This is a genomic window from Arthrobacter sulfonylureivorans, from assembly GCF_022637435.1.
GTDB lineage: Bacteria > Actinomycetota > Actinomycetes > Actinomycetales > Micrococcaceae > Crystallibacter > Crystallibacter sulfonylureivorans.
Window position 1 is genome coordinate 3,928,978 of the sequence record NZ_CP093326.1, and the last position, 12,501, is coordinate 3,941,478.

Consider the following 12,501-nt stretch of genomic DNA (forward strand, 5'->3'; position numbering starts at 1 on the left):
TTCTTCTTAGACTGCCGCGGAAGGGGCGGCGGGGCTGTGTGGCTGGCGCGCGGCGTCGGCGTTGGCCTCGCCGATCGTCCAGACGAACGGGGGTTCGGTGGCGTTGACTTCCCAATCGCCCACGATCCGGGACTTGTAGATGAACGGGTTGTGCGTGGCGACGGTGCGGGCATTGCGCCAGTGCCGGTCCAGCGACTTGCCGGTGCTGGTGGAGGAGGCGCCGAGCGTGTTGAACAGTTCGCCGGCTGCCTGCGGCACCAGCGTGCTGAGCACAATCTGGGCCTGGCCGGATTCCAGTTCGACGGCGATGTTGGCCGCCTTCTCGGCGTCGGCGCCTTCCTGCCGGGAGGCGAACACCCGATCCAGGCTGCGCGCCACGCTCAGGGTGGTTGCCCTGGCGGCGTAGGCCTTGGCGCTGATACCGCCGACCACCTGCAGGATCTGCGCGTCGTGCCGGACCAGCGGCGCGTTGCCGTGGCCAAACACCCGCTTGCGTTCCCGCACGTTCGTGGCCGCGTCGGTGGTGACCGCCTGCGCGATGCCGGCCAGGGCCACCAGCAGGATGTGCTGGTAGAGCGCCGTCTGGTACGGGAAGCGGTCGGCGAACGCTGACACATTCGCCGGGTCCACCTCGGCGTCGGTAAACACCGTGGTGCCGCTGCCGGTCAGCCGCTGGCCGAAGCCGTCCCAGTCGTCATAGGTTTCCACGCCGGCTGTCTTGGTGGAGATGATCACCGAGACGTCCGAGCCGTCGGGCCGCTTGGCGGTGACATCGATCCAGTCGGCGAAGATGGTGCCCGTGGTGTAGAACTTGCGCCCGTTCAGCACCAGCTTGCCGCCGGATTCGGAGAGCACCGTGGCGGTTCCGCCGGCACCCGGTTCGGTCCACGCGTTGCCGGCCAGCTCACCGGACGCGAAGCGCTGCAGCCAGTTGCTGCGGTCGCCGCTGCGGCCGTGGTGGTACAGGTTCTCCTCCACCAGGGCTATGTGCGAGCGCAGCGCCTGCGGAATATTGCTGTCCGCGGCGGCCAGCTGGATCAGCAGTTCGGTGAACTCCTCCCAGCCCAACCCGTCGCCGCCGAGCTCGGCGGGGATCCGGGCGGCGCCAAAGCCGGCGTCCTTCAGCCAACCGATCTGCTCAAACGGCAGCTCGCGGGCCAGTTCACGGTCCAGTGCTCCTGCGGCGATGCGCTGAAAGATCGGACGGTACTTGGCGGCGGCCACTTCGAAGGCCGGCGTCGGGTGGAGGGAAGTGGTTGCGTGGTCAAGGGTTTCGGTCATGGTGGTGCTCCTGGAGGTCTCGGCCGTGCACGGCCGAGGTGGGACGGGTGGTGATGCCGCGCAGACCGGGCTCTGCACGGAAGGGGTCTTGCGTGATGCGTTTGCGTGACGCGTTCTTCGCGGGGGGGGGCGCTGCGCGGGACGGGCGCTGCGCGGGACGGGCGCTGCGCGGGGCGGGCCCCGGCACGGATCAGGTGTAGAGCGAGATCGGCTGGACTTCACCCAGCAGGAAGTGGGCGCCAACCTCCACCTTCTTGTAGTCCACCGGGTCGTGCAGCGTGTGCGTGCGGACATTGCGCCAGAAGATGTCCAGCCCCACCTCGGTTTTCGCGGAGGAGGAACCGGTCACCTCGAAGATGCGGTTGGCCACCTCCACGCCCACCTCGGTGGAGACGACCTTGAGCCGGGCGATCTCGATCTCGATGTCGGCGCGTGCTTCGACCGTCAGCTGCCCACCGTCGGCGATGGCGGCGTCGAAGCGTTCGTTCGTCCGGTCCGCCAAGGCCTCCACGGCTGCCACGCGGGACGCCAGTTCCCCGTAGACCCGCTGGGTCAGCGGATCCTGGGCGTAGGTTTCGGCGCTGCTGAGGAACCAGGAGTTCTTGCGCGCCAGGGTGATCTGGCGCCCGCGTTCCAGTGCACCCTGCGCGATGCCCAAGTAGAGGTTGCCGAACGCCAACTGGATGTACGGCGTCACCAGGCTGGAAAAGGGCTCCTCCCCCACCTCGCCGATGATGTCAGTGGAGGTGACCGCCACGCCGTCGTACTTCACGGAGCCGCTCGCGGAGAGGCGCTGGCCCAGCGCGTCCCAGTCGCCGAGGAAGGAGATCCCGGCGCGGTCATGTTCCAGCGCCAGCGCCAGGAACTTGCCCTGGTCGGGTCCGGCCGTGACCGCGGCGTTGACTAGGATCGCGTCGCCCACGGACGCTCCGGTGGAGAAGTGCTTGACGCCGTCCAGCCGGTAGCCATCGCCGGCGGGGACCAGTTCCAGATTCGGGTCCACCGGGTTGACCGAGTCGCCCCAGGACCAGCCGCTTTGGGCCGAGCGGCGGAGCAGGCGTTCCTGGACCTGCGCGTCGCCGTAGAACACCACGGCGCCGAGATTGGCGTAGTGGTAGGCCAGGATCTGCGCGATCGAAGCATCGGTGCGGGCCAGGATGCGAACGGCGTGCAGCGCGCTTTCCCAGTGGCCGCCCCCGCCGCCCCACGCGGTGGGGATGATCAGGTTGAACAGGCCGGAACTGCGCAGCAGCTCCACTTCGGCCTGCGGGTCCGCGTTGCGGCGGTCCCGCTCCAGCACGTCCGCGCTCAGCACGGCGGCCACGCCCTCGGTGATCTGCTGCCAGTGGGCGAGTTCTTCGCGGCTGGCGTGTCCGGTCCAGGGCGAACGGCGGGTCTGCTGGTTTTCTTCAATAACGACGGCGGCCATGGCGCCTCCTCATGCAGGGGCTCCCGCCTGCCTGCGGCGCGCAGCAACCATTACGGTCGACGACGCAGCCTGGCGGGGGCCGTACTTGCCGGGCACCGATCTGTGCGCGGCCGGATCCTCATCTGGGGCACCCCGCTACGGAAGAGGGTTGCCGCCCAACCAGCCAGAGCTTGTCGTTGGGACTCTTGATCTTGGGGAAAGTCTGCCGGGCGCGATCCGGCGCTGTGAAGCATGTGACGGGCCATGACGTTCCGCTGCCGAATGTTACGGCCCCTCATAATGACGACGCCGCTGCGCCGGCCTCGATCGGTTCCGACCAGGTCAGAAGAACTTACCGGTTGTTAGCGGAGGCAGTTCGCTCCAGGTTGCCTGACCAGGCTGCAACCTGGGCAAGAGGGAAGATCGGCTGGACTAGCGGATAACCGCCACGCGAGCCCCGCGCCTTTCACCTCCCGGGGCTCCGGGCCGAGAGCCTGGGAGATCAAAGCATGAGGACCAGTTCCTCCATTCGATGGCTGAAAACTGTTCGCCTAGTATCGACAATTGAAAGCCCGCCGGTCCCCCATCGGCGGGCTTTCCTCTTGCACGGCGGCATCTCCGTTCGGCGTGAGCGAAAACCGCTGTGATCTGACACGGTCGCCCTGGCCTGCCGATCCGCCTGATGCCTACGCTGCAGCGCGGCTTATAGGCCGAAGCGCGGGGCTTCGATGGCCGGGCAGGTGTCCATCACGACGTCGAGTCCGGCGGCCTTGGCCCGTTCCGCGGCGGCTTCGTCGACGACGCCCAGCTGAAGCCAGACCGCCTTCGCGCCCACCTCAATGGCCTGGTCCACCACCGGGCCGACCTTCTGGGAGTTGACGAAGCAATCCACCACGTCGATCTGGCCCGGAATGCCCGCAAGCTTCCGGTAGCCGGTCAGGCCGTGGACGTCGTCGCCCTGCAGGTTGACCGGGACCACCTCCATGTCCAGCTGGTCCATCAGGTATCGGGAGATGCGCATGGCGACCCGGTGCGGGTTCGTGGACAGGCCGACGACGGCCCAGCGGCCGGGCGTGCTCAGCAGCCGGCTGACGACTTCGGGATCATTCTGGTGTGCCATGGCGCCACCCTACCCATGAGTTCCCGCTACCGGTACCTTCGCCCGCGGCTCCCCCCACCCAGCTGCCAGAAACGAGGAATGAGCTAACGTCCTAACGGCGGTTTAAAGGCGTTATCTGCCGCGCTCCCCATCCCGGTGATGAGCTCAGCGCGTGTGGTCAACCGGCGCCCCAGCAGAAGCAGAACGGGTGGCCGGCGGGGTCCGCGTAGACCTGGAATCCCGAGTCGGCCGCGGCGTCGTCGGCGGGTTTCAGCAGCTTGGCGCCGAGTGACGTTGCCAATTCATGGGCCTTGGCCAAGTCATCGATGTAGAGGTCCAGATGGATCTGCTGCGGCGCGCCGTCGGGCCATTCCGGCGAGGTGTGGTCGGGCGCCAACTGGACCGCCAGTTGCGGCTCGCCAGCCACGGAAACGGTATGCCAGTCATCCTCGGCCTTGACCGTCCCGTCCAGCATGCCTGCCCAGAAGCTGCTCTCCGCGTCCAGGTCGGCGGCGTCGAACACGATGATGTGACGGTTGATTTTCATGCGGCCATCCTGCCATCGGCACAGACCAGCGTCTACGGATTTGCGCGCTCGGGCAACCGGCGTGAGCCGATCTTTGTGCCGCGGTTTGTTACGCCGCTTTATTACGGGCCGTTTGCCGCGGATGCCGGGAGTGCCGTTTAGTTAGTCTTGACCATCCCGAGCGGCCGAGAGACCTGGATCGACGACGCCGCAGCAACCCTGGTCACCGGAAGCCATCCCAGACTGCCGGTGATAACGAGGTGACAAGCCACGGGTACGGCCGGCGGAAGCCGGACGAACGGCTTGAACCGTAGGGTGCTACTGCCAGGATCGATGGAGTGATCCCATGACTGCAGTACTGTCGTCGTCCCGCGACGTGGCTCCCGCTTCCGCTGCACCCGCTTCCGGTTCCGGCTCGGCCCTCGCGGTTTCCTTCCGCGGCCTGAACCGCACCTTCGGCGCCGGCGAGAACGCCCACACCGTGCTGCGTGACGTGAACTTCGACGTACGCCCCGGCGAAGTGCTGGCCATCCTGGGCCCGTCCGGCTGCGGCAAGTCCACCCTGCTGCGCGCCACCGCCGGACTCGACGCGCCCAGCCGCGGCAGCGTGGACATTGACGGCACGCCGGTCCAGGGCATCGACTCGCGCTGCGCCGTCGCGTTCCAGGAACCGCGGCTGCTGCCCTGGCACACCCTGCAGGCCAACGTGGCCATCGGCCTGCCCAAGTCCTCCAGCGCCAAACAGGGCAAGTCCAAGGTCGCCCGGTTGCTGGAACTGGTGGGCCTGGACACCTTCGCCAAGCACCGTCCGCGCGAAGTTTCCGGCGGCATGGCGCAGCGAGCCTCGCTGGCCCGCGCCCTGGCCCGCAACCCGGGGGTACTCCTGCTGGACGAACCGTTCGGCGCGCTGGACGCGCTGACCCGGATCAAGATGCAGGATCTGCTGCTGGACATCCACGCGGCGGAACCCACCACCGTGCTGCTGGTGACCCATGATGTGGACGAAGCCCTGCAGTTGGCGGACCGGATCATCCTGCTGGGCAAGGAAGAAGGCCGCGAGCACGACGGCGCCACGATTGTGCGCACCGTAGAGGTTCCCGGCAGCCGCCCGCGGGACCGCGGTTCCGTGGAGCTGGCCCGAATGCGCCGCTCACTGCTCGAAAGCCTCGGCGTCGACGGCCACTAGGCCGCCTCACACCTTCAGCACTTTCCGGGCCGTCCGTGCCCAAAACCACCCGTAACCGCGGAGCTTCTCCTGTTCCGCGCACCGTTCGAAGGGACCACCATGTCTATTGCCCGCCGCTTCTCCCGCCGCTCGATCCTGGGCGCGGCCGCCGTCGCCGCCACCGCCTCGCTGGCCCTGACCGGCTGCGTTGCCGGTGAAAACTCCGAAGCCACCGCGGCCGAGGGCACCGGCGACGGTGTGCTCAACATCGACTTCGCCACCTACAACCCGCTGAGCCTGATCATCAAGGAGAAGGGCTGGCTGGAGGCCACCTTGGCCGACGACGGCGTCGAGGTGAACTGGCTGCAGTCGGCCGGTTCCAACAAGGCCAACGAGGCACTGCGCTCCGGCGCCGTCGACGTCGGATCCACCGCGGGTTCCGCCGCGCTGCTGGCCCGCGCCAACGGTTCGCCGATCAAGACCATCAGCCTCTACTCGCAGCCGGAATGGGCCGCACTGGTCACGCTGCCCGACTCCGGCATCGACTCCGTGGAGGACCTCAAGGGCAAGTCCGTGGCCGCCACCAAGGGCACCGACCCCTACTTCTTCCTGCTGCAGTCGCTGGAAGAGGCCGGCCTCTCCGCTGACGACGTCACCGTGGAGAATCTGCAGCACGCCGATGGTTTGACCGCGCTGAAGCAGGGCTCGGTGGATGCCTGGTCCGGCCTGGATCCGATCATGGCCGGTGCCGAACAGGACGGCGCCGAGTTGTTCTACCGGAACTTGGACTTCAACACCTACGGCTTCCTGAACGCCACCGAGTCCTTCCTGCAGGAAGAGCCGGAGCTCGCCCAGGCCGTGGTGAACGCCTACGAGAAGGCCCGCGCCTGGGCCGCCGAAAACCCGGAGGAAACCGCTCAGATCCTCGCGGACGTCGCCGGCCTGGACCTTGAGGTCGCCACCAAGGTGATCACCGAGCGCAGCAATCTGGACGTGGAAGCCGCTCCGGGCGAGAAGCAGCGCGCCGTGCTGGAGAAGGTCGGCCCGGCGTTCGTCGAGACCGGTGACGTGAAGAGCCAGGCCGACATCGACGAGGCCCTGGCCACCCTGCTTGACGACTCGCTGGTGAAGAAGGCCGATCCGTCGGTCATCAAGGCATCCTAATGACGCACCTCGGCAACCCCGGCGCATCCGGCAACAGCGTTTACGCCACCAGCCAGGAAGGCCTCAAAGCCTCCGGCGTCCTCAAGACCGCAGAGACGGACCGGCCGCACCAGGACGGCCCCGCGCCGGAACGGAGCCCGGCCAGCGGTCGCTCCGCGGCCGGGGTGCTCGGCAACGGCTGGGCGCGCCTGCTGCTGGGCCTGCTGCTGCCGGCTGCCGTGCTGGCTGCGTGGCAGTGGAGCACCTCGGCCGGACTGTTCAGCTCCGTCCAGCTGCCGGCGCCCGGGGCGGTCGTCGAGGCCGCGGTTGACCTGATTCAGCGCGGCGAGCTGGCCCAGCACGTGGCCATCTCCACCCAGCGCGTGCTGCTCGGTTTCGCCTTCGGCGCCGCCCTGGGCCTGGTCTTCGGCGCGCTGATCGGCCTGTCGAAGGTTGCCGATGTGCTGCTCTCCCCCACCATCGGCGCGCTGCGTGCCGTGCCGTCGCTGGCGTGGGTGCCGCTGCTGATCCTGTGGATGAAGATCGGCGAGGACTCCAAGGTCACGCTGATCCTGATCGGCGCATTCTTCCCGGTGTTCACCACGGTCTCGCTGGCGCTGCGCCACGTGGACAACAACCTGGTGGAGGCCGGCCGCGCGTTCGGGCTGAAGGGCGTGAAGCTGCTGACCACCGTGCAGCTGCCGGCAGTGGTCCCGGCAGTGTTCTCCGGCCTGCGGCTGGCGCTGGCCCAGGCCTGGCTGTTCCTGGTGGCTGCGGAACTGATCGCTTCCTCCATGGGTCTGGGCTTCCTGCTCACGGACTCACAGAACAACGGCCGCACCGACAGGCTGCTGCTGGCCATCGTCCTGCTGGCCATCATCGGCAAAATCACCGACGCGCTCCTGGGAGTTGCGGAGAAATGGGCAGTCAAGAGATGGGCATAGAAGTAGCCGAAACCGCCGCCGTCCGGACAACCGCCGGAGGCACCGCCGTCGTGCTGGAAGAGGGCCAGGCGCCGTACCGCGACCAGGTCACCGCCTGGCCGGAACCGCAGACCGAGGCCGAGCGGATTGCGTTCTGGGAGCGCGCCGCCGCCCGGCTGGAGTGGAACGAGCCGTGGCACACCGCGCACTCGGCCACCCCGGTGGACACCGAGGCGCGCCGCGGCCCGGAGCTGCGCTGGTTCGACGGCGGCAGGCTGAACGCCGCGGTCAACTGCGCCGACCGGCACGTGGCGGCCGGGCTCGGCGACAAGGTCGCCCTTCATTTCGAGGGCGAACCCGGCGACCGGCGCACGGTGACCTACCGCGAGCTGCAGGAACTGGTCTCGCAGGCCGCCAACGCGCTGCTGGCGCTGGGCATCGGCAAGGGTGACCGGGTGGTCATCTACCTGCCGGTGCTGGTGGAGACCATCGTCATCACGCTGGCCTGCGCACGGATCGGCGCGGTGCATTCGCTGGTGTTCGGCGGCTTCTCTGCGGAGGCGCTGAAGTTCCGGGTGGAGGACACCCGTGCCAAGCTGCTAGTCACCACCGACGGCCAGTACCGCCGCGGTACCGCCGTCCCGGTCAAGGCCAATGCTGACGAGGCCGTCTCCGGCGAGAACGCGATCGAGCACGTGCTGGTGATCAACCGGACCGGGCACACGGACATCAACTGGGTGGAAGGCCGCGACGTCTGGTGGCACGACGTCGTCGAGTCGCAGCCGCGGGTGCACCAGGCGGAGGCGTTCGACGCCGAGACGCCGCTGTTCATCATGTACACCTCCGGCACCACCGGCCAGCCCAAGGGCCTGGTCCACACCACCGGCGGGTACCTGACGCAGGCCTCGTTCAGCCACTCGTACCTGTTCAGCAACCCGGACCCGGACACGCGGGCGGACGATGTGCACTGGTGCACGGCGGACCTGGCCTGGGTCACCGCGCACACCTACGAGATCTACGGGCCGCTGAGCAACGGTGTCAGCCAGGTGATCTACGAGGGCGTGCCGAACGCCCCGCACCCCGGCCGGCACTTCGAGGTGATCCAGCGCTACGGCGTGACCAGCTACTACACCGCGCCCACGCTGGTCCGGTCGCTGATGGGCTGGTTCCCGGACGGCATTCCCGCCGAGTACAACCTGAGCTCCATCCGGCTGGCCGGTACCGTGGGCGAGGCGGTGAACCCGGAGGCGTGGCGCTGGCTGCGCGCCCAGGTGGGCCGCGATTCGCTGGTTGCCGGGGACCCGTCGTCGGGCATTCCCATGGTGGACACCTGGTGGCAGTCCGAAACCGGCGCCACCGTCCTCTCGCCGCGTCAGACGGACGCCTCCTTCAAGCCCGGCTGCGCCACGCGCGCGTTGCCGGGGCTGGCCACGGACATTGTGGACGACGGCGGTGCCCGGGTGGGTGCCGAACAGCAGGGCAACATTGTGGTCACCAAGACCGGCCCGTCGATGGCCCGGACCGTGTGGGGAAACCCGGAGCGCTACTTCAGCTCCTACTGGGAGAAGTACGCGGCGCAGGGCTGGTTCCTGGCCGGCGACGGCGCCCGGTTCGACGCCGATGACGACACCTGGATCCTGGGCCGGACGGATGACGTCATCAACATCTCGGGCCACCGGCTGTCCACGATCGAGATCGAGTCCGCGCTGGTCTCGCATCCTGCCGTGGTGGAGGCCGGCGTCTGCCCGACGTACGACGCGAAAACCGGGCACGCCGCGACCGCGTTTGTGGTGCCGCTGGACAAGTCTCTGATCGGGGCGGAGGGTGCGGCGGCCGCGGCGCTGACGGCCGAGCAGGCCGCAGCGGTTGCCGCGCTGCGGGAGCACGTGGCCACGCAGATCGGGCCGATTGCCAAGCCGCGCGACGTGGTGTTTGTACCGGATGTGCCCAAGACCCGGTCCGGCAAGATCATGCGCCGGCTGCTGACCCAGTTGTTTGAGGGAACCACGCTGGGCGACACCACGTCGCTGCAGAACGAGCCGTGCATCGCAGAGATCCAGGCCATCTGCCAGCCGCGGTAGGGGCTTTACCGCGGCCGGCGGCCTTTCGCCGTGGCCGGCCAAAACTTCCCGGACTTTGGCCGGCCTCCTGGCTTCACCAGCCGGGCTGTCCATGTCTTGGCGGACCGCTGAGCGTTTTCCCTAGTCAGCGCCAGATGCCGCTCCAAAACATGGACAGTTCCTGCTGAACTTGGACAGCGGACCGGCTGCGTGGCCGCCTGCATGACGTTCTGGAGGCAAAACCTCTGGCGTTCAGGCAACCCGGCGCAGCATCGTCATGACCTCGGCGACAACGTTCTGAGGCGTGAAGACAAGATCTTCGTACACATACCGCAGAGTGGGAAACCCGCTCAGCATGCCGGCGTTGTTCCTTTTGCGGTCTTTCTTGAAGGCCGCACGGTCCGAGTGGAAGTCGAACCCGTCGAGCTCAATGATGATCCGGCCTTCCACCACTATGTCCACCCGACCAAGCCCCGGAATCGGAACCTGGGTTTCCACCCGCAGCCCGACGGCCCGGAACAGGTCGCGGGCGATAATCTCGAGCGGCGAATCCGCGTCATCACCGATCCCTAAAACGACTGCCCGTCGAATACCGTTCCGCTTGCCCGGAAGCAACTCCAGCAGTTCGGCTTTGCTGACTGCGCCCCGGCGCACCGCCGATTCCGCTATGACCAGCGCCTCCAGCCGAGGCCGGCACCGAATGGCGTGCAGTAAGCAGTCCAGGATGCCCACGTAATTCCCCGGTCGGTGCGGCCTCACCAAGTCTCCTCGGTGCTTGATCGTGGACGCCGGCTGCCGGCTATGGAGCGTCCAAAGGTGCAATTGCTCCGGGTCTTTGATCGTCCAGAGCCCGAGTTCCTGAGCCGCCGAGATGCAGGTGATCAGTCCGTTGGCCAGTACCGCTACGCGTTGCTCGGCGTCAGCGCTCTCCGTCCCGACGACTCCTTGGCGGAGCACGGTGATCGCGCCATTCTTGATAGCTGCCTGGATCTGGACTCGGCTATAGCCGCATCGGACCAGCTCGCTGGTCTGGAGTGTTCCACCGCGCCGTTCAATGTAACCGGCTATTGCGTCGCCCATATTCACGAGCATGGAGGCTGCGGTCGCGGACTGATAGATCGCCGCAATTCTTGTGGACAACGAACTACGTCGCCAGATCAGGCCCTGCCAACTCAGCCAAGGGAGGTCGGGTGCGCGGCCCTGTATGAGGACGCCCCAGAGCCCGTTGCCTTCAGTAGCGGCCGCCGAAGAGGTGGATCTGCGAACGGACCTTGTCGCGGTGCTCCTCGATCAGGGCGTCTTTGGCGGCGCCGTCTTGCCACGAGGCGCTGAGCCTGCGAGCAGTTGCCGCCAGAGCATGGAACAGGGCAGTTACCCTGGGCCGGATACCACCGATGGCACCAGGGCGGGCAGCCTCGCGAGCCGGCACTGAAATGGTCGACCGAACGCTTGCCGTGGCCGGCTGGATGGATGAGGGGGTGAAGGACGCGCCGAAGCGGTGTGTCCGGTCAGCGATGTCGCGGTGGTGTCGGGAATGCGTTGAAGTAGTCATGGCTTCAGATTCCGCGCACTCGCAGGCAAGAGCCACGATTCGGCAGAACCCGAATCGGGAATAAATCCGCAAAGCACTTGGAGCAGAAAGGTCCCGGGGGCCGGCGCCGCACGAGCGGCTACCGCGGGTCATCGCTCCGGCCACGGCTGCCGCCGCGGGATCCGGGCTGGGCCCCCTCCATGGCGGTTGGGTCAGCCGCCCGCAGCTAGGCAGCCGGCACTCAAAATCGCGCTCCGGTCTCCACGCTCCGATCGTGCCCACGATTCGGTCCACCCCGAATCCTCGACCGGCGCGGCGGGCGACCTTACGCTGTTCCCATGCACATTACGCTCAGCAGCGAGGACCTGACCAAGGTCCGGTTCGAGGCGGCGCCGCTGGGCGAAACTGTCGCCAGCCTTCGCGCCCTGCAGGTGGGCACGCCCATCCACCGCCCATGGATCGAGGCCACCAAGCGCCGCATCGCCGAGTCGGCCGACCCGCAAGCCCGCGACCACCTGCGCCTGCTCACCGCGCTGGTTCCGCCGAAAGGCTTCCTGGCTGACTCCATCACCCCAACGCCGAAGTACCAAGGCACGTTCGCCGAGGGCCTTGCCGCCGTCGCCGGTGTGCCGCCCGGGGTGTGGCAGCGCGACGTCACCCACCTGCTCAGCCAGAGTCCGGCCGACTACGCCCGCGAGGAACTGCAGCGGCTCGCGGAGGACTTCGACGCCGGCATCCCGCGCATTACCGCCGCCCTCGAGTGGTACTGGAGCACCGCCATCGAACCCGTGTGGCCGCGCCTGCGCTCCCTTCTGCTGGCGGATATCGACAGCCGCCTGGCCCAACTGTCGCGCGATGGCATCCTCGAGGTCTTCAAGAGCCTGCACCCCAGCGTGCGCCCCACGCCCACCGGCCTGGAAATCATGCGCGGCTGCGAGGCCGACGACGTTCCCGAGCCCGGCGGCGGGCTGCTGCTGGTGCCGAACGCATTCGTTTGGCCCAACACGTTGGTGCTCAACGTCCGGCCGTTCGTGCCCACGCTCACCTACGCACCGCGCGGAGTCGGCCGGCTCTGGGAAGCCAGCCGCGAGGCGACGCACAGCCCGGTGGCCCGACTGCTCGGCAAGACCCGGGCGCAGATCCTGGCGCAACTCGACGTGCCAATGACGACGACGCAGCTCGCCCGCTGCTTGGACCTCGCCGCCGGGACGGTCAACGAGCATCTGAAGGTGATGTCCGAAAGCGGTTTGGCGGCCACCATGCGTTCCGGCCGCGAGGTGTTCTACCGGCGGGCCGAAACCGGGGAGGCGCTGCTGGCCCGGCTGTGACGACGCCGGCCACGATCCCGGCCTGTCCATGTTTTGC

11 protein-coding genes and 1 riboswitch are annotated in these 12,501 nt (G+C 67.8%); of the genes, 5 read left to right on the plus strand and 6 right to left on the minus strand.

Going from position 1 to position 12,501, the window contains the following annotated elements; genetic code table 11:
* Positions 1-6: 6 nt before the first annotated feature.
* The 4 genes from MNQ99_RS18065 to MNQ99_RS18080 all read right to left on the minus strand — a co-directional run bounded on the left by MNQ99_RS18065 (position 7) and on the right by MNQ99_RS18080 (position 4,335).
* Positions 7-1,281 carry an acyl-CoA dehydrogenase family protein gene (locus tag MNQ99_RS18065; protein ID WP_241913960.1) on the minus strand — a complete coding sequence of 425 codons (1,275 nt, stop codon included), beginning with the start codon at positions 1,279-1,281 and terminating at the stop codon, positions 7-9.
* 190 nt (positions 1,282-1,471) lie between these two features.
* A complete protein-coding gene (locus tag MNQ99_RS18070) occupies positions 1,472-2,710 on the minus strand; it encodes an acyl-CoA dehydrogenase family protein (protein ID WP_241913961.1) in 1,239 nt (412 codons plus the stop codon).
* Between the two features lie 76 nt (positions 2,711-2,786).
* Positions 2,787-2,901: riboswitch (SAM riboswitch) on the minus strand.
* A 491-nt stretch (positions 2,902-3,392) separates the two neighbouring features.
* Positions 3,393-3,809, minus strand: a complete 417-nt coding sequence (locus tag MNQ99_RS18075; RefSeq protein WP_241913962.1) for a CoA-binding protein — start codon at positions 3,807-3,809, stop codon at positions 3,393-3,395.
* Positions 3,810-3,966: 157 nt separating this feature from the next.
* Complete coding sequence (locus MNQ99_RS18080) at positions 3,967-4,335, minus strand: VOC family protein (RefSeq protein WP_241913963.1); 369 nt, start codon at positions 4,333-4,335, stop codon at positions 3,967-3,969.
* Between the two features lie 325 nt (positions 4,336-4,660).
* On the opposite strand from MNQ99_RS18080, the gene MNQ99_RS18085 reads away from it, so the two are divergent.
* The 4 genes from MNQ99_RS18085 to acs all read left to right on the plus strand — a co-directional run bounded on the left by MNQ99_RS18085 (position 4,661) and on the right by acs (position 9,626).
* Positions 4,661-5,500 carry an ABC transporter ATP-binding protein gene (locus MNQ99_RS18085; RefSeq protein ID WP_241913964.1) on the plus strand — a complete coding sequence of 280 codons (840 nt, stop codon included), beginning with the start codon at positions 4,661-4,663 and terminating at the stop codon, positions 5,498-5,500.
* Between the two features lie 99 nt (positions 5,501-5,599).
* Positions 5,600-6,643: an aliphatic sulfonate ABC transporter substrate-binding protein gene (locus tag MNQ99_RS18090; RefSeq protein ID WP_241913965.1), complete on the plus strand. Its 1,044-nt coding sequence runs from the start codon at positions 5,600-5,602 to the stop codon at positions 6,641-6,643.
* On the plus strand, positions 6,643-7,566 hold the full coding sequence (locus MNQ99_RS18095) for an ABC transporter permease (protein WP_241913966.1): 924 nt from the start codon (positions 6,643-6,645) through the stop codon (positions 7,564-7,566). Before MNQ99_RS18090 ends, MNQ99_RS18095 begins: the two co-directional genes overlap by 1 nt.
* Positions 7,557-9,626 carry an acetate--CoA ligase gene (gene acs, locus MNQ99_RS18100; protein ID WP_241913967.1) on the plus strand — a complete coding sequence of 690 codons (2,070 nt, stop codon included), beginning with the start codon at positions 7,557-7,559 and terminating at the stop codon, positions 9,624-9,626. The genes MNQ99_RS18095 and acs overlap by 10 nt, the downstream gene beginning before the upstream one ends.
* Positions 9,627-9,857: 231 nt before the next feature.
* Here the strand turns inward: acs and MNQ99_RS18105 are convergent, their stop codons facing one another.
* Both MNQ99_RS18105 and MNQ99_RS18110 read right to left on the minus strand, forming a co-directional pair.
* Positions 9,858-10,685 (minus strand): endonuclease domain-containing protein, encoded by an 828-nt coding sequence (locus MNQ99_RS18105; protein WP_241913968.1) that lies wholly within the window; start codon positions 10,683-10,685, stop codon positions 9,858-9,860.
* Positions 10,686-10,836: 151 nt separating this feature from the next.
* On the minus strand, positions 10,837-11,157 hold the full coding sequence (locus tag MNQ99_RS18110; protein WP_241913969.1) for a hypothetical protein: 321 nt from the start codon (positions 11,155-11,157) through the stop codon (positions 10,837-10,839).
* 317 nt (positions 11,158-11,474) lie between these two features.
* Between MNQ99_RS18110 and MNQ99_RS18115 the strand changes: the two genes are divergently transcribed.
* A complete protein-coding gene (locus MNQ99_RS18115) occupies positions 11,475-12,464 on the plus strand; it encodes an ArsR/SmtB family transcription factor (RefSeq protein ID WP_241913970.1) in 990 nt (329 codons plus the stop codon).
* The last annotated feature ends 37 nt before the right edge of the window (positions 12,465-12,501 follow it).

Bases quoted from the DNA above. Each gene is read 5' to 3' on its own strand.
- MNQ99_RS18065 (WP_241913960.1), bottom strand. From the start codon at position 1,281: ATGACCGAAACCCTTGACCACGCAACCACTTCCCTCCACCCGACGCCG.
- MNQ99_RS18070 (WP_241913961.1), bottom strand. From the start codon at position 2,710: ATGGCCGCCGTCGTTATTGAAGAAAACCAGCAGACCCGCCGTTCGCCC.
- MNQ99_RS18075 (WP_241913962.1), bottom strand. From the start codon at position 3,809: ATGGCACACCAGAATGATCCCGAAGTCGTCAGCCGGCTGCTGAGCACG.
- MNQ99_RS18080 (WP_241913963.1), bottom strand. From the start codon at position 4,335: ATGAAAATCAACCGTCACATCATCGTGTTCGACGCCGCCGACCTGGAC.
- MNQ99_RS18085 (WP_241913964.1), top strand. From the start codon at position 4,661: ATGACTGCAGTACTGTCGTCGTCCCGCGACGTGGCTCCCGCTTCCGCT.
- MNQ99_RS18090 (WP_241913965.1), top strand. From the start codon at position 5,600: ATGTCTATTGCCCGCCGCTTCTCCCGCCGCTCGATCCTGGGCGCGGCC.
- MNQ99_RS18095 (WP_241913966.1), top strand. From the start codon at position 6,643: ATGACGCACCTCGGCAACCCCGGCGCATCCGGCAACAGCGTTTACGCC.
- acs (WP_241913967.1), top strand. From the start codon at position 7,557: ATGGGCATAGAAGTAGCCGAAACCGCCGCCGTCCGGACAACCGCCGGA.
- MNQ99_RS18105 (WP_241913968.1), bottom strand. From the start codon at position 10,685: ATGGGCGACGCAATAGCCGGTTACATTGAACGGCGCGGTGGAACACTC.
- MNQ99_RS18110 (WP_241913969.1), bottom strand. From the start codon at position 11,157: ATGACTACTTCAACGCATTCCCGACACCACCGCGACATCGCTGACCGG.
- MNQ99_RS18115 (WP_241913970.1), top strand. From the start codon at position 11,475: ATGCACATTACGCTCAGCAGCGAGGACCTGACCAAGGTCCGGTTCGAG.